Consider the following 14,768-nt stretch of genomic DNA (forward strand, 5'->3'; position numbering starts at 1 on the left):
TGATTTTTCGGAGCGCCCGCATGTCCGGCAACACTTTCGGCAAGCTGTTCACTGTCACCACCGCCGGCGAAAGCCATGGCCCGGCGCTGGTCGCTATCGTCGACGGCTGCCCGCCCGGTCTGGCGCTGGACCTGCAGGACCTGCAGCGCGATCTGGATCGCCGCAAGCCGGGCACCAGCCGGCACACCACGCAGCGCCAGGAAGCCGACGAGGTCGAGATTCTTTCCGGGGTGTTCGAAGGCAAGACCACCGGTGCCTCCATCGGCCTGCTGATCCGTAACACCGATCAGAAGTCCAAGGATTACTCGAACATCAAGGACCTGTTCCGGCCTGCGCACGCCGACTACACCTATCACCACAAGTACGGTGTCCGCGATTACCGTGGCGGCGGTCGCAGCTCGGCGCGTGAAACGGCCATGCGTGTGGCAGCAGGTGCTATCGCCAAGAAGTACCTGGCGACCCAGGGCATTGTCATTCGCGGTTACATGAGCCAATTGGGTCCGATCCCGATTCCGTTCAAGACCTGGGATTCGGTCGAGCAGAACGCGTTTTTCTGTCCCGATCCTGACAAGGTGCCGGAACTCGAAGCCTACATGGACCAGTTGCGTCGCGATCAGGATTCGGTTGGCGCGAAGATCACTGTGGTAGCCGAAGGCGTCATGCCGGGTCTGGGCGAGCCGATCTTCGACCGTCTGGATGCCGAACTGGCCCATGCGCTGATGAGCATCAATGCCGTGAAGGGTGTGGAAATTGGTGCAGGCTTCGACTGCGTCGCCCAACGCGGCACCGAGCACCGTGACGAAATGACGCCGGAAGGTTTCCTGTCCAATCAGGCCGGCGGCATTCTGGGCGGGATTTCTTCCGGCCAGCCGATCATTGCGCATCTGGCGCTCAAGCCGACGTCGAGCATTACCACGCCGGGTCGCTCCATCGATGTCGATGGCAACGCTGCGGACGTCATCACCAAAGGCCGCCATGACCCTTGCGTCGGGATTCGTGCCACGCCGATTGCCGAAGCCATGATGGCGATCGTTCTGCTGGACCATCTGCTGCGCCATCGCGGTCAGAACGCCGACGTCAGCGTCACGACGCCTGTGCTGGCTCAGCTGTAATGAGCGTGGCCACTGTCGCGGACCGCTAACGTGGCGCCACTTCCCCAAGGGCAGCTTCCTTACTGGCGGCTGTCCGGTTTCTATCTGTGTTACTTCGCCTTGCTTGGCTCGTCCGCGCCGTTCATGGCGCTGTATCTGCACCATCTCGGGTTTTCCAGCGCGCGGATCGGCGAGTTGATCGCCATTCCCATGCTGATGCGATGCGTGGCGCCCAATCTCTGGGGCTGGCTCGGCGACTACACCGGGCGGCGGCTGGCCATCGTGCGCTTCGGCGCGGTCTGCACACTGCTGGCGTTCTCGCTAATCCTGCTGGATCACAGCTATGCCTGGCTGGCGATGGTCATGGCTCTGTACGCGTTCTTCTGGCATGCGATTCTGCCGCAGTTCGAGGTGATTACCCTCGCTCATCTGCAAGGCCAGACCGCTCGATACAGCCAGATCCGCCTTTGGGGCTCGATCGGTTTCATTCTGGCGGTGGTGGTGCTCGGGCGGTTGCTCGAATGGTTCAGCCTGGACCTCTTCCCTCATATGCTTCTGATGGTCATGGCCGGCATTGCGATCAGCAGTTGGTGGGTGCCCAATGCGCAGCCGCCCGTTTCATCAAGACCGTCGGACGAGGGTGGCTTTCTTCGGCAGTTGTCCCGTCCCGGGGTGCTGGCGTTCTACCTCAGTGTCGCGCTGATGCTGCTCAGCCATGGCCCGTATTACACGTTTCTGACCCTGCACCTCGAGGCGCTGGGCTACAGTCGCAGCCTGATCGGCGTGCTGTGGTCAGTGGGCGTGGTGGCTGAAGTCCTGATGTTCATGGTGATGAGCCGTGTTCTTCAGCGCTTTTCCGTGCGTCAGGTGTTGCTGGCCAGTTTTCTGCTGGCGGCGGTCCGGTGGCTGCTGCTGGGTGCATTTGCCGAACACCTGCTGGTCTTGCTGGTGGCTCAGGTGATGCACGCCGCGACCTTCGGCAGCTTTCACGCCGCTGCCATCCATTTCGTGCAACGTAGCTTCGGTCCGCGTCAGCAAGGCCAGGGGCAGGCGCTGTATGCCGCACTGTCCGGCGTCGGCGGTGCATTGGGCGCGTTGTACTCAGGTTATAGCTGGAATGCGTTGGGGCCTCTCTGGACCTTTGCCATCGCCAGCCTTGCGGCACTGGCCGCAGCCATCATGATTGTCACACCCAGGAAAGAGGAAGGTGTATGACCCGCGAACACTTGGCGCAGCAGATCATCGAAGCCGGCCGGTTTCTGTATGGACGCGGCTGGTCGCCTGCCACCAGCAGCAATTATTCGGTCCGCCTGTCGGCCAGCGAGGCGCTGCTGACAGTGTCCGGCAAGCACAAGGGTCAACTGGGCGTTGACGATGTGCTGGCCACCGATCTGCACGGCAACACGCTGGAACCGGGCAAGAAGCCATCCGCTGAAACGCTGCTGCACACCCAGTTGTACAGCTGCAGGCCGCAGGTGGGTGCTGTATTGCACACGCATTCCGTGAACGCGACCGTGCTGTCCAGGCTGACCGATGCCGACCATCTGGTGTTCGAGGATTACGAACTGCAGAAAGCCTTTCAGGGCGTGGCCACTCATGAGTCGCGAGTCGTGGTGCCGATTTTCGACAATGATCAGGACATTGCCCGTCTGGCCGCGAAGGTGCAGCCCTGGCTCAATGCCCACCCTGACTGCGCCGGTTACCTGATTCGCGGTCATGGGCTCTACACCTGGGGCGCGCAGATGAGCGATGCGCTGCGTCAGATCGAGGCGTTCGAATTTCTCTTTGAATGTGAATTGAAGATGCGCACGGTCTTGAACCGTTGACCGCCACGCGTTAAACACGTGTGTATGCCTGACCGGCCTGTAAAAGCCGGAAGGCCTTGCCAAGCCCAAGCCGAGGATTCAATGCCATGAGCAGCCTGTCCGTTTACCACGTTTCAAGCCCTGATGTGCCCAACAAGGTACTGACCCACCTTGAAGACATCACCTCGACCCTGGCCGAGCAGGGCGTGTCATTTGCGCGTTGGGAAGCTGCCGCGCCGATCACCCCGGGTGCTTCTCAGGAAGAAGTCATTCATGCCTATCGCACCCAGATCGATGCATTGATGACCGAGCACGGTTATGTGACCGTGGACGTCATCAGCCTCAACAACGATCACCCGCAAAAAGCTGAATTGCGCGCGAAGTTTCTTGAAGAACATCGTCATGGCGAAGATGAAGTGCGCTTCTTCGTTGCCGGCAGAGGTCTGTTCACGCTGCACATCGAGGATTACGTGTACGCCGTGCTGTGTGAAAAGAACGACCTGATTTCCGTGCCTGCCGGCACGAAGCATTGGTTCGACATGGGCGAAAACCCGCACTTCGTCGCCATTCGCCTGTTCAATAACCCTGAAGGCTGGGTTGCGAACTTTACCGGTGAAGACATCGCAGGCCGTTTCCCCAGGCTTGAAGACTGATGCGCCCGCCGTTTGCTTATGTACCGCTCTAAAGGAGCCAGACCCTGATGCCCATCAAAGCCATCCTCACGGATATCGAAGGCACCACCAGTGCGGTGAGTTTCGTGTTCGACGTGCTGTTCCCGTTCGCCAAACAGCACTTGCCGGATTTCGTTCTCCAGAACGCCGACACACCTGCCGTTGCACAGCAATTGCAGGCCGTGCGTGCCGACAGTGGCGAGCCACAGGCCGATGTGGAACGGGTCATCGAGATTCTCTTGCAGTGGATTGCCGAGGATCGCAAGTCCACGCCGCTAAAGGCACTGCAGGGCATGGTCTGGGAGCAGGGCTACAACGCCGGGCAGTTGAAGGGGCATGTCTACCCGGACGCTGTCGAAGCATTGAAGCGCTGGCACGCCGAGGGTTACCGGCTGTACGTCTATTCCTCGGGTTCGATTCAGGCTCAGCAATTGATTTTCGGCTGTTCTGAGGCGGGTGATCTTTCCGGCCTGTTCAGCGGCTATTTCGATACCACGTCCGGTCCCAAGCGTGACGCACAGTCCTACCGCACCATCACGCAAGCCATCGGCTGCGAGGCGGGCGAGATTCTGTTTCTGTCAGACATCGTCGAAGAACTGGACGCGGCGCAGGCGGCCGGCATGGCGACCTGTGGTCTGGTACGCGCCGAGGGCGTTCTGGCAGGCCATGAAAACGTATCGAGCTTCGCGCTGATCGACCCCGCTGCCTGGTCATAATATTCCCTCGAACGCTGTCGCCGGCAATTTCTGTCGGCAGCATCCTGCGCTTGAGTGGGAAGCTGCCTTTCTGTAAGTGCGTTAATCCTGTTTGTTTAACGCGTTGTTTTCAGGCGCTTTCTATCGTGTAACTTTCGCGCTTTCAAACCCTCGTCGAGCCAATACCACGGGTTTCATCGAGCAGGGCAGGGGAGCGGCCACGATGTGCAGTGCCATCACAGAAAACGCGACAATGGGGTTATTGATAGAACAGATGGTCAGTACGATCACTGAAATCGATGGTCAGACAGCGATCAAAAATGCCCTTCGATGGCTGAGACAGGAGTGCCAGTGTGAACGGGCCATGTTTTACCAGGTCAAGGACTTGCAGTTGCTGACGTTCGTGACGTCCAACGTCAATGATATCTGGGGCGAAGCCTACCGTCGTCAGCAGATGATTTCCCACGATCCGGTGGTCCGTCATTTTCGTAACAACCTCGGGTTTCTGGCATTGGACGATGCGATCAGGCAGTACCCTCCGCCCGCCTGGTATGAAGAAACAATCAATATCTGCGACCTTGCGCCGGCGCTTTCATACGGCTACACCAGCCACTGCCGGGGTGTCGACGGTGTGACGTCAATCCTCACACTGGCGGGGCTGAAGCGTAATACCACCCAGAACGACAAGTACCTGATCACCAGTCTGGTGCCTGTGCTGCATAGGGTCGGTCGTGGCATACAGTCCAGTTCCAGAGGGCTCACCCGCAAGGAACTGGAGATTCTTCAGTGGGCCAGAGACGGAAAGACTGCCTGGGAGATCTCGATGATTCGGGAGATTTCCGAAGCCACGGTGAAGTATCACCTGAAGACCATCTACTCCAAGCTGGGCGTCGCCAATCGGGCTCAAGCGGTGGGTGAGGCGCTGTGTCGAGGATTCATTACCTGACAATCAAAACCTGGCAGGCAAAAAAAACCGCGAGAACAAAAAATGTAATCGCGGCGAACAAGGGATGAGAGAGCGTACAACGACGTCACCGGGCACGGTGACGCGAAAACATTAGCGCGTATGGTAAGTCGGCAGATCGAAGCGGTGCTGACTTTGCAGCATCGAGATAGCCGGAAGCTCGCTGGCTTGTGCGGCCAGATCGCGACGAATTGCGCTGATTACCCATTCCAGTTGAACTGGAGTGTGCAGTTGTGCATAAGACACGGAGCGACGGATTTGTTTGCCTTCATCGTTGCGCAGCGACAACAACACGCCGCCGTCAGGACGAGGCTGGGTGGTCACGGTGTAGTCGGAGAATACGGAAGCGAATTTTTCTTGAATAAAAGTCATGTCTAGCGGCTCCATTGCTCATGGGATAACAAGCTTGGAAGTACTAGTGCAGTGTCTGTGCCACATTTGGTGTTAAATTTTTTCCTTTAAAATCAATAAGTTAAAATAAGTACTTTTTGGTGGCTTCGTGCATTTTGCATGAAAGCCTATCGGGCATCCTGCATTTTGCCGTTTGAGGGGAACCAAATGGCTGGAAAGCGGACCAAGTCGGTATTTTTTCAATCGAGGGCCTGACTTGACCCTGATCGAACAGCTGGCAAGACTTGCGGTCAGTGTGTTTACCGCTGCCGGGTACATCGGATTCCCGGATGACCGTGCGCCAAGGAGTTATTGATGACCGATTCAAATACCAGTCAACCGAAGACTATGACTGACGAAGAGACTGCCGAGTTCGCTGAACAGGTATTCAACGTTGCGCGTCAGGGCGATGCAGTGATGCTGGAGCGTCTGCTCAAAAAAGGCCTTCCTGCAGACCTGCGCAACCATAAGGGTGACACCTTACTGATGCTGGCCAGCTATCACGGCCACCTGGATGCAGTTCGTGTGCTGCTTGAGCACAAGGCCAACCCGGAAATTCGCAACGACAACGGTCAGAGCCCGATTGCAGGTGCGGCCTTCAAGGGCGACCTCGCGGTGGTGAAGCTGCTGGTGGAAAATGGCGCCGAAGTGGAAGGGGCTTCAGCCGACGGACGCACTGCGCTGATGATGGCTGCGATGTTCAACCGGATGGAAATCGTCGACTACCTGATCAGCAAGGGTGCCGATCCGCATGTTCGTGATGCCAAGGGTGTGAATGCGCTCGCGGCCGCCCAGACGATGGGTGCCACCGGAACAGCAGAGCAACTCATCAATCTGGGTGTTCAGCCCGTTTGACCTGGACCCTCTGGCTGTTATCAGCCTGAGGGCATAGAGGTGCGAAGGATTTCCCGCTATCCTTCGCGCCTCTTTTTTTGCCCGCAATCAGGATGTTTCTCATGAAAGACGCGCTCGCCGAATTAATCGGCAAAATCAGTTCGGGGTGCATGGGCGATGAAGAGATCCTGCGCGTGGCTGACGAAGCCGCTCAGGCCTACGCCGACCCGCAGGCTTTTCTAACCGCCAATCCTGATATCAACTATGACGACAGCTTTCCGATCCCGCTGGGTGAATGGGTTGTGGTGGGCAGCTTGCCCGAGACTGTCCTGTTTCAAGCCGATACCTACGCTGACCTGTTCGAACAGATCGTCCAGTCGTTTGGCAAGGATGTGACGTTCAACATCAAGTCCAAACAGCTGAGCAAGGTAGAGCCGCTGGTGGCGCTCAATCGAATCCAGATCCAGCTGAGCAGCATGAACAAGGAAATGGGTGGCTACACCCTGATGGATTTCAGCGAGCCGCTGGATGATGAATTGCAGGCGGTGCTGGTCTACGGCAAGGATGAAGCACGTGTGCTTGAACTGGCAGCGACGGCAGGCATTCATGCCGCGCCATCGCTGCAGGCGTTGCGCGGTTAACCCAGCGCAGTATCCAGAAACATCATCACCGCAAATCCGCCCATCAGCCCCAGTGTTGCCGATGTCTGGTGACCATTGCGGTGGGTTTCCGGGATGACTTCGTGTGACACCACAAAGATCATCGCACCCGCCGCCAGGCCCATGCTCAACGGATAAGCAATGGCGAAGCCGCTGGAAATCCCCAGGCCGACCAGTGCGCCCAGCGGCTCCATAAGGCCCGAGCCGATGGCGACCAGCATGGCTTTGAACGCTGAAAGCCCCGTCGCCCTCAACGCCAGGGCTATCGCCAGGCCTTCTGGAATGTCCTGAATAGCAATGGCCGTGGTGAGCGGCAGACCGACGTTCATGTCACCGCCCGCGAAGCTCACCCCGATCGCCATGCCTTCCGGCAGGTTATGCAGGGTGATCGCCAGCACGAACAGCCAGACCCGATTGATACGCTCCGAATGCGGCCCCTGCCGGCCCACGCTTTCGTGTTCATGTGGGGTGAACCTGTCCAGGCCCAGCATCAGCAACACGCCCAGCGCCAGACCGGTCACAACGGTCGCTGCCGCAAACGGCCCGGTGCCGGTGATTTCCCGAGCGGCTTCAAGCCCCGGCAGAATCAACGAGAAGGAGCTGGCGGCCAGCATCATGCCGGCTGCGAAACCCAGCATGATGTCCTGAGTGCGTTGCGCCACATTACGGAAAGCAACTGCCATGATTGCGCCGAGGGCCGTCGCGGCGAAACCCGCGGTGCCGCCCAGCAGGGCGTAATTGAAATTGGTCTGGCTGGTGCCGAAAAAGGCGTTATAGAGGCTGATGGCTCCGAGGATCACGACGATCACTGAGGCGAATATAAAGCCCAGGCTCACCAGCGGGCTGCTTTGAAGCTGGGCGAGCCAGGTCGCCCTCAGGGTTCTTGGGTGCGCGGAAGGTTGCATGCAGAGCGGTACCTTTTGCTGATGGGCCGGTAGCCAGAATCATGAGCTGAACACGATCAAACAGGTTGTTGAATTCGGAGCCTGAAAATAAGCAGTTGGTTCAACGGAACCCCGGAACTGCACGATCATCCTAGAAGTATCAGTAATCAATCAGGGGCAACACCATGGGTTCCACCTTCAACGGTCTGGTCGGTTTGATCATCCTGGCGCTCGATATCTGGGCCATCATCAATGTGTTGAAGAGCGGAGCGGAAACCGGGGCGAAGATTCTCTGGATCCTGCTGATTGTGCTGCTGCCTGTATTGGGGCTGATCATCTGGGCTATCGCGGGTCCGCGTGGCAACGTGCGCATCTGACGCCACACAGGTCTGATCGAAGACGCCTGATTACGTGAGTAATCAGGCGTTTTTTGCTTTCTGGGGCCGGAAGGGCGACACGTGCATTGTGGCCTGTGAGCACAGAGGTTCGACCTGTCATGTTCCGCGACGTAGAATGCGCGCCTTTGTTGAGGGCGGTCGGCCGTCCTGTCATCTGTCTTTTTCGGGAGCTTACCCATGAGTGATTATCAGGAAACGCTATACGAAGGCTACGGCCAGCGCTTTCGTATCGAAAAAATGCTGCACGAAGTGCGCACCGATCACCAGCACCTGGTGATTTTCCAGAACCCGCGCATGGGTCGCGTCATGGCGCTCGACGGCGTGATTCAGACCACCGAGGCCGATGAGTTCATCTACCACGAAATGCTTACCCACGTGCCGATCCTGGCTCACGGTGCAGCCAAGCGTGTACTGATCATTGGTGGCGGCGACGGCGGCATGCTGCGTGAAGTGACCAAGCACTCGACAGTCGAGCACATCACCATGGTCGAGATTGATGGCACTGTGGTCGAGATGTGCAAGGAATTCCTGCCGACTCACTCCAATGGTGCTTTCGAGGATTCGCGTCTGAATCTGGTGATCGACGACGGCATGCGCTTCGTGGCGACCACCGAAGAGAAGTTCGATGTGATCATCTCCGACTCCACCGACCCGATAGGTCCTGGAGAAGTGCTGTTTTCGGAAAACTTCTACCAGGCCTGCCATCGCTGCCTGAACGAGGGCGGCATTCTGGTCACTCAGAACGGCACACCTTTCATGCAGCTCAGCGGTGTACAGACCACGGCCGGGCGCATGAACGGCCTGTTTGCTGACTGGCATTTCTATCAGGCTGCCATTCCGACCTACATCGGCGGAGCCATGACCTTTGCCTGGGGCGCCACCGACAAGGCGTACCGCAAGTTGCCGCTGGAAACCCTGCGTCAGCGTTTTGCAGGCAGCGGCGTTGTTACGCGTTATTACAACCCTGACGTGCACATCGGCGCGTTCGCGCTGCCGCAGTACGTGCTCAGTGCGATCAAGAAACCGAGCAACGACTGAGTCCGGCATCCGACGTTTCAGGCCTGAGCGCCTGAAACGTCATGCCTGCCGGGTGGAACGCGACACAATTTTCACACTCCTTGTCTCAGAATTGCGCGCGACGCTGAACGCGCAGATAGCCTCTGACCCTGAACAAGACGCGTTGAACGAGCCCCAAACGCCTGTCGATCAAGTACTATCTGCCCCCCTTGCAGCCTGCCGCTCACTCGATGGAGCGCCGGTATCGCACGTCTGAACCCAACCCTGAATCCACCGGATCCTGACAACCATGGCCAAAACGGACGCCCAGATTCATCGGCAAGCCTTGTCCCGCCTGCAAAACCCGACCGTCAAATCACATCTGGCTTATACATTGCTCAGCGGCCTGGCCCTGATGGTGATGTACACGCTGCTGCGTATCGGTCTGTTGGTCTATAACCGCGAGATGATTGGCGACACACCTGCGTCGACCTTCATCGAGGCGCTGTTCAACGGCATGCGTTTCGACCTGCGTCTGACGGTCTATCTGCTGATTCCGCTGATGCTGTCGCTGTTCAGCGCTCGGGCCATGGCGGCGCGTGGCTTCTTCCGGTTCTGGCTGACCCTGGTCGGCAGCATCACGCTGTTCCTTGGCCTGATGGAAATGGACTTCTACCGTGAGTTCCATCAACGCCTGAACGGTCTGGTGTTCCAGTACGTCAAGGAAGACCCGAAGACCGTTCTGAGCATGCTCTGGTACGGCTTCCCGGTCGTGCGTTATCTGCTGGCCTGGGCCGTGGTCACCTGGCTGTTGAGTCTGGTGTTCAAAGGTATTGATCGCGTTACGCGGCCGCGCAATGCATTGTCGGGCGGCGGTGCTGGCACTCGCTCCATTGCGCCATGGTACATGCGCATAGGTGTCTTCTTCCTGGTCTTGATCGTTGCCGTGATCTGCGCCCGTGGCACCTTGCGCCAGGGTCCGCCACTGCGTTGGGGGGATGCGTATACCACTGAGTCGAATTTCGCCAACCAACTGGGTCTCAACGGTACGCTGACCTTGATCACGGCTGCCAAGAGCCGGATGTCTGAGGATCGCGATAACGTCTGGAAAGCCACGTTGCCCCAGGCCGATGCGCAACAGACTGTCCGCGAGATGCTGCTGACGCCCCATGACAAGCTGGTTGAGCCGGACATCGCTGCAGTACGTCGTGATTTCACGCCGCCTGCGGAAAACACCCTGCCGATCCGTAATGTCGTCGTGATCCTGATGGAGAGCTTCGCCGGTCACTCGGTCGGTGCGCTGGGCAGTGATGCCAATATCACGCCGAACTTCGACAGGCTGTCCAAGGAAGGCCTGCTGTTCGATCACTTCTTCTCCAACGGCACCCACACCCACCAGGGTATGTTCGCCACCATGGCCTGCTTCCCGAACCTGCCAGGTTTCGAATACCTGATGCAGACGCCAGAGGGCAGCCACAAGCTGTCGGGCCTGCCGCAGCTGTTGAGCACGGGTCGCAACTACGACGACGTCTACGTCTACAACGGCAACTTTGCCTGGGACAATCAGTCGGGCTTCTTCAGCAATCAGGGCATGACCAACTTTGTCGGCCGCGAGGACTTCGTCAATCCGGTGTTCTCCGATCCGACGTGGGGTGTTTCCGATCAGGACATGTTCGACCGCGGCGCTCAGGAGCTGAAGGCGCGTCAGAACGGCAAACCGTTCTATGCCCTGCTGCAGACACTGTCCAACCACACGCCTTACGCATTGCCGGAAAACCTGCCGGTCGAGCGTGTGACTGGCCACGGTTCGCTGGACGAGCATTTGACTGCCATGCGTTATTCCGACTGGGCGCTGGGCCAGTTCTTCGAGAAGGCCAAAAAAGAGCCTTACTTCAAGAACACCCTGTTCGTCGTATTGGGTGACCACGGCTTTGGCAACAACCGTCAACTGACCGAAATGGACCTCGGCCGCTTCAATGTGCCGCTGTTGTTGATCGGCCCGGGCGTGCAGGAAAAGTTCGGCCAGCGCAGCAGCACTGTCGGCACTCAGGTGGACGTCGTACCGACCATCATGGGCCGTCTGGGTGGTCAGACGCGTAACCAGTGCTGGGGACGCGATCTGCTCAACCTGCCGGAAGGCGACAAGGGCTTTGGCGTGATCAAGCCGTCTGGCAGCGAGCAGGTGGTGGCAATCATCAGCGGCAACCGTATTCTGATCGAGCCGACCGAAATGCCGGCCAAGCTGCTGACGTACACGCTGGGCGCCGCTCCGCACGCGGAAGAAGTACCCAACGCTCCGGATACCGAGGAACTCAAGCGCAAGCTGGAAAGCTTCCTGCAAACCGCGACCAAGAGCCTGCTGGACAACACAGCAGGTGTGGAAGCCAGCAAGAACAGGAACTGACCGCTGTCGTCTTTGCCCGATGTGAATCGGGCAAGACGCGCAGTTGACCGTTTCAGCAACGAAGAAGGCCCTCGGCATCCATTGCGAGGGCCTTTTTAGTGAGCCATTTGAGTCCGTTTCCCGCACGCAATCCATTGGAACGAATGGACGCGGCGCAAGGTCCAGAGTAGGTAAGTCAGAGTGCCTGGCTTGCTTATTCTGGAGGCATTGATGAAACAGTGGGCCATTTTGTATCTGGACAAGGATGGTGTGCAGCAACGTCGTGAGGTGCAGTGGCAGGAACGCCCCAGCGAAGAGGATGCTGCACGTCTGTTGCGCAGGGACTTGTATCCCGTCACAGATGAGTTGGATCTCAATGACCTGGAAGGTCGAACCGACGAGCCGACGGTCAAGACACTCAAGGACCATAACAGTGTCCAGATCATTTCCATTACAGAAACGAACTGATCCATCTGAAAAAAAATCTTGATGCGCCAATCACTTGGCAATGGCCCCTCGATGGGTCTACTCTGCAAATGAGGCCGTGAAGACGGCCTCTGACACCTGTCCATCCCCGGCCTGTTCAAGGTCCGGTCAGCGACATGCTTGATTCCCCACGTCGGAGTAACTGCCGTGCGGTGACCTTCTTTTCAATGGTCACTCGGGAAGAGTTGAAACTCTATCTATCGTTGCATAGGAGGACGTTTCATGAGCACAGCCTATCAAGAGGACATCAGCAGTAACGTACTGCGCCGCATGAAAGAAGGCGGTTTTGACTTCGCACGAATTCATCCCATCGAGTTCTATGCCATTTTTCCCGACGAGGAACGGGCGCGGCAGGCTGCAGACAAATTTCGTGGAGAGTCCCTCAATACACAGATCAATGTACGCGACGACGGTGCCTGGCACCTGCAATTGAGCAAGGTGATGTACGCCACCTACGACGGTATCGGTGACTTTGAACAAGACTTTCAAATGGCCATTTCGCCAATGGACGGGGAGGTTGAAGGGTGGGGTGTGAAACAGGAGATCAGAAGGCTGCACGCCTGATCCGCTGCAACTGAATTGAAACATGCGGGCTGACCGGCCGACCTGGAGAAACCTGCCGGGGCGGCCGGTTCTGTTTTCAGAGGTCAGTCAATCTGGCGCAGGAGCTGTTCACGAGCAGCCCGCTCGCCGGGGCTGCGTAACGTCCGAAGCTATTATCAGTGCGCAAAAAAAAGCCACTCAAGAGAGTGGCTCAAAGGGAAGTTCGGTCGTGAGTACGTGAAGGTGCGTGGTACTCGCCGGAAAATGGGGTCAAGGGCAAAAGTGACGTTTGATGCCCTGTTTGCTCGGTTGCTGGCGATTGTGGCGAACTAATATCGTGTTCGGAAATCAACTCTGACTATGCTGGTCATAGATTTCGCGACGCAAAGACGCTTCCGAATGACGCATGAAAGAGGTAGCTGGGGCGTTTGGCGCACAGGAATGGTGCGCAGCCTGCAGGTTTTATATCTAACTTATTGATATTTAAGCGTTTATGCCGGTGGCACGGGCCTTGCGAAGCTTAAGGTGTCCATGGTGACAAGGAGTACGGCATGATCCGCACCTTTTATGACGAGATGTACGATGCTGGCGGTCTGGTCCGTCCGCATTATCGGGAATTCGCCCGCTGGCTGGGCGATACGCCGCCTGAGCTTCTGGCTCAACGCAGGCGTGAAGCCGATCTGCTGTTTCATCGCGCCGGGATCACGTTCACGCTCTACGGTGACGAGCAGGGCACCGAGCGGTTGATTCCGTTTGATACCATTCCCCGCAGCATTCCGGCCAGTGAGTGGCGGGTAGTGGAGCGAGGCTGCATTCAGCGCGTCAAGGCGCTGAACATGTTCCTTGCCGACCTTTATCATGACCAACGCATCATCAAGGCCGGGATCATTCCTGCCGAGCAGGTGCTGGCCAACGAGCAATATCAGTTGGCGATGCAGGGTCTGAATCTGCACCGTGACCTGTATTCGCACATCTCCGGCGTCGACCTGGTCCGTGATGGCGATGGCACCTATTACGTGCTCGAGGACAACCTGCGCACGCCCAGCGGCGTGAGCTACATGCTCGAAGACCGCAAGATGATGATGCGCCTGTTCCCCGAGCTGTTCGCGGCACAGCGCATTGCGCCCATCGATCATTACCCGAACCTGTTGCTGGACACGCTCAAAAGCTCCAGTCCACTGGATAACCCGAGTGTGGTGGTGCTGACGCCCGGGCGCTTCAACAGTGCGTTCTTCGAACATGCTTTCCTGGCCCGCGAGATGGGGGTCGAGCTGGTCGAGGGTGCCGATCTGTTCGTGCGTGATGATCGCGTCTTTATGCGCACCACCGATGGCCCCAAGGCCGTTGATGTGATCTACCGTCGTCTGGACGATGCATTCCTCGATCCGCTGGCCTTCAATCCTGATTCGATGCTGGGCGTGCCCGGTCTGCTGGCGGCGTATCGCTCCGGCAACGTGGTGCTGGCCAACGCCATTGGAACTGGTGTCGCGGACGACAAGTCGGTGTATCCGTATGTCACCGACATGATTCGTTTCTATCTGGACGAAGAGCCGATCCTCAAGAACGTACCGACCTGGCAATGCCGCAAGCCCGAAGAGCTGTCCCACGTGCTGGCCAATCTGAAGGATCTTGTCGTCAAGGAAACCCAGGGTTCCGGCGGTTACGGGATGCTGGTCGGACCTGCCGCCACGGCCGCCGAGATCGAAGCCTTCCGGGTGCGTCTCAAGGCCAAGCCGCATGCGTACATCGCTCAACCGACACTGTGCCTTTCGACCTGTCCGACGTTTGTCGAGAACGGCATCGCCCCGCGCCATATCGATTTGCGCCCCTTTGTTCTGTCCGGTCGTGAAACCCGCGTTGTGCCCGGCGGCCTCACCCGAGTGGCCTTGCGTGAAGGCTCGCTGGTGGTGAATTCGTCTCAGGGTGGCGGAACCAAAGACACCTGGGTGGTCGAGGATTAAGGATGCCT

At 58.0% G+C, this 14,768-nt stretch carries 16 protein-coding genes; 14 read left to right on the top strand and 2 right to left on the bottom strand.

Annotated elements, in window-relative coordinates; translation table 11 throughout:
* The first annotated feature begins 20 nt into the window (after positions 1-20).
* The 6 genes from aroC (at position 21) to KDX39_RS12875 (ending at position 5,208) form a co-directional block, all read left to right on the top strand.
* Positions 21-1,112 carry a chorismate synthase gene (aroC, locus tag KDX39_RS12850; RefSeq protein ID WP_099228981.1) on the top strand — a complete coding sequence of 364 codons (1,092 nt, stop codon included), beginning with the start codon at positions 21-23 and terminating at the stop codon, positions 1,110-1,112.
* Between the two features lie 30 nt (positions 1,113-1,142).
* On the top strand, positions 1,143-2,306 hold the full coding sequence (locus tag KDX39_RS12855) for an MFS transporter (protein WP_231660616.1): 1,164 nt from the start codon (positions 1,143-1,145) through the stop codon (positions 2,304-2,306).
* On the top strand, positions 2,303-2,917 hold the full coding sequence (locus KDX39_RS12860; RefSeq protein WP_231660617.1) for a methylthioribulose 1-phosphate dehydratase: 615 nt from the start codon (positions 2,303-2,305) through the stop codon (positions 2,915-2,917). The genes KDX39_RS12855 and KDX39_RS12860 overlap by 4 nt, the downstream gene beginning before the upstream one ends.
* Positions 2,918-3,003: 86 nt before the next feature.
* Complete coding sequence (locus tag KDX39_RS12865) at positions 3,004-3,549, top strand: 1,2-dihydroxy-3-keto-5-methylthiopentene dioxygenase (protein WP_231660618.1); 546 nt, start codon at positions 3,004-3,006, stop codon at positions 3,547-3,549.
* 47 nt (positions 3,550-3,596) lie between these two features.
* Positions 3,597-4,283 (top strand): acireductone synthase, encoded by a 687-nt coding sequence (gene mtnC / locus KDX39_RS12870; RefSeq protein ID WP_231660619.1) that lies wholly within the window; start codon positions 3,597-3,599, stop codon positions 4,281-4,283.
* Between the two features lie 202 nt (positions 4,284-4,485).
* A complete protein-coding gene (locus tag KDX39_RS12875; protein WP_231660620.1) occupies positions 4,486-5,208 on the top strand; it encodes a helix-turn-helix domain-containing protein in 723 nt (240 codons plus the stop codon).
* Between the two features lie 111 nt (positions 5,209-5,319).
* Here KDX39_RS12875 and KDX39_RS12880 read toward each other — a convergent pair whose 3' ends face one another.
* Positions 5,320-5,598 carry a DUF3509 domain-containing protein gene (locus KDX39_RS12880; RefSeq protein WP_024688140.1) on the bottom strand — a complete coding sequence of 93 codons (279 nt, stop codon included), beginning with the start codon at positions 5,596-5,598 and terminating at the stop codon, positions 5,320-5,322.
* A 333-nt stretch (positions 5,599-5,931) separates the two neighbouring features.
* Here KDX39_RS12880 and KDX39_RS12885 point away from each other — a divergent pair, with 333 nt between their 5' ends.
* Together KDX39_RS12885 and KDX39_RS12890 are read left to right on the top strand one after the other, a co-directional pair.
* Positions 5,932-6,471 carry an ankyrin repeat domain-containing protein gene (locus KDX39_RS12885; RefSeq protein WP_004880928.1) on the top strand — a complete coding sequence of 180 codons (540 nt, stop codon included), beginning with the start codon at positions 5,932-5,934 and terminating at the stop codon, positions 6,469-6,471.
* Positions 6,472-6,572: 101 nt separating this feature from the next.
* A complete protein-coding gene (locus KDX39_RS12890; protein ID WP_231660621.1) occupies positions 6,573-7,091 on the top strand; it encodes a hypothetical protein in 519 nt (172 codons plus the stop codon).
* On the opposite strand, the gene KDX39_RS12895 is transcribed toward KDX39_RS12890, so the two are convergent.
* Positions 7,088-8,014, bottom strand: coding sequence for a ZIP family metal transporter (locus KDX39_RS12895; RefSeq protein WP_231660622.1), 927 nt, complete (start codon positions 8,012-8,014; stop codon positions 7,088-7,090). The genes KDX39_RS12890 and KDX39_RS12895 overlap by 4 nt on opposite strands.
* A 164-nt stretch (positions 8,015-8,178) precedes the next feature.
* Between KDX39_RS12895 and KDX39_RS12900 the strand changes: the two genes are divergently transcribed.
* The 6 genes from KDX39_RS12900 to KDX39_RS12925 all read left to right on the top strand — a co-directional run bounded on the left by KDX39_RS12900 (position 8,179) and on the right by KDX39_RS12925 (position 14,760).
* Positions 8,179-8,370, top strand: coding sequence for a PLDc N-terminal domain-containing protein (locus KDX39_RS12900; RefSeq protein WP_057408127.1), 192 nt, complete (start codon positions 8,179-8,181; stop codon positions 8,368-8,370).
* 198 nt (positions 8,371-8,568) lie between these two features.
* Positions 8,569-9,429: a polyamine aminopropyltransferase gene (speE, locus tag KDX39_RS12905; protein ID WP_099228973.1), complete on the top strand. Its 861-nt coding sequence runs from the start codon at positions 8,569-8,571 to the stop codon at positions 9,427-9,429.
* Positions 9,430-9,697: 268 nt separating this feature from the next.
* The gene (locus KDX39_RS12910; RefSeq protein ID WP_231660623.1) at positions 9,698-11,791 is read left to right on the top strand and encodes an LTA synthase family protein; all 2,094 of its coding nucleotides are present in this window, start codon (positions 9,698-9,700) and stop codon (positions 11,789-11,791) included.
* Positions 11,792-12,001: 210 nt separating this feature from the next.
* Positions 12,002-12,238, top strand: coding sequence for a hypothetical protein (locus KDX39_RS12915; RefSeq protein WP_099228971.1), 237 nt, complete (start codon positions 12,002-12,004; stop codon positions 12,236-12,238).
* 240 nt (positions 12,239-12,478) lie between these two features.
* Positions 12,479-12,820 carry a ribonuclease E inhibitor RraB gene (locus KDX39_RS12920; protein WP_122419010.1) on the top strand — a complete coding sequence of 114 codons (342 nt, stop codon included), beginning with the start codon at positions 12,479-12,481 and terminating at the stop codon, positions 12,818-12,820.
* A 530-nt stretch (positions 12,821-13,350) separates the two neighbouring features.
* Positions 13,351-14,760, top strand: a complete 1,410-nt coding sequence (locus KDX39_RS12925) for a circularly permuted type 2 ATP-grasp protein (protein ID WP_099228970.1) — start codon at positions 13,351-13,353, stop codon at positions 14,758-14,760.
* Positions 14,761-14,768: the final 8 nt, after the last annotated feature.

This window comes from Pseudomonas sp. CDFA 610, assembly GCF_021147865.1.
Taxonomy (GTDB): domain Bacteria; phylum Pseudomonadota; class Gammaproteobacteria; order Pseudomonadales; family Pseudomonadaceae; genus Aquipseudomonas; species Aquipseudomonas alliivorans.

Bases quoted from the DNA above. Each gene is read 5' to 3' on its own strand.
- aroC (WP_099228981.1), top strand. From the start codon at position 21: ATGTCCGGCAACACTTTCGGCAAGCTGTTCACTGTCACCACCGCCGGC.
- KDX39_RS12860 (WP_231660617.1), top strand. From the start codon at position 2,303: ATGACCCGCGAACACTTGGCGCAGCAGATCATCGAAGCCGGCCGGTTT.
- KDX39_RS12865 (WP_231660618.1), top strand. From the start codon at position 3,004: ATGAGCAGCCTGTCCGTTTACCACGTTTCAAGCCCTGATGTGCCCAAC.
- mtnC (WP_231660619.1), top strand. From the start codon at position 3,597: ATGCCCATCAAAGCCATCCTCACGGATATCGAAGGCACCACCAGTGCG.
- KDX39_RS12875 (WP_231660620.1), top strand. From the start codon at position 4,486: ATGTGCAGTGCCATCACAGAAAACGCGACAATGGGGTTATTGATAGAA.
- KDX39_RS12880 (WP_024688140.1), bottom strand. From the start codon at position 5,598: ATGACTTTTATTCAAGAAAAATTCGCTTCCGTATTCTCCGACTACACC.
- KDX39_RS12885 (WP_004880928.1), top strand. From the start codon at position 5,932: ATGACCGATTCAAATACCAGTCAACCGAAGACTATGACTGACGAAGAG.
- KDX39_RS12890 (WP_231660621.1), top strand. From the start codon at position 6,573: ATGAAAGACGCGCTCGCCGAATTAATCGGCAAAATCAGTTCGGGGTGC.
- KDX39_RS12895 (WP_231660622.1), bottom strand. From the start codon at position 8,014: ATGCAACCTTCCGCGCACCCAAGAACCCTGAGGGCGACCTGGCTCGCC.
- KDX39_RS12900 (WP_057408127.1), top strand. From the start codon at position 8,179: ATGGGTTCCACCTTCAACGGTCTGGTCGGTTTGATCATCCTGGCGCTC.
- speE (WP_099228973.1), top strand. From the start codon at position 8,569: ATGAGTGATTATCAGGAAACGCTATACGAAGGCTACGGCCAGCGCTTT.
- KDX39_RS12910 (WP_231660623.1), top strand. From the start codon at position 9,698: ATGGCCAAAACGGACGCCCAGATTCATCGGCAAGCCTTGTCCCGCCTG.
- KDX39_RS12915 (WP_099228971.1), top strand. From the start codon at position 12,002: ATGAAACAGTGGGCCATTTTGTATCTGGACAAGGATGGTGTGCAGCAA.
- KDX39_RS12920 (WP_122419010.1), top strand. From the start codon at position 12,479: ATGAGCACAGCCTATCAAGAGGACATCAGCAGTAACGTACTGCGCCGC.
- KDX39_RS12925 (WP_099228970.1), top strand. From the start codon at position 13,351: ATGATCCGCACCTTTTATGACGAGATGTACGATGCTGGCGGTCTGGTC.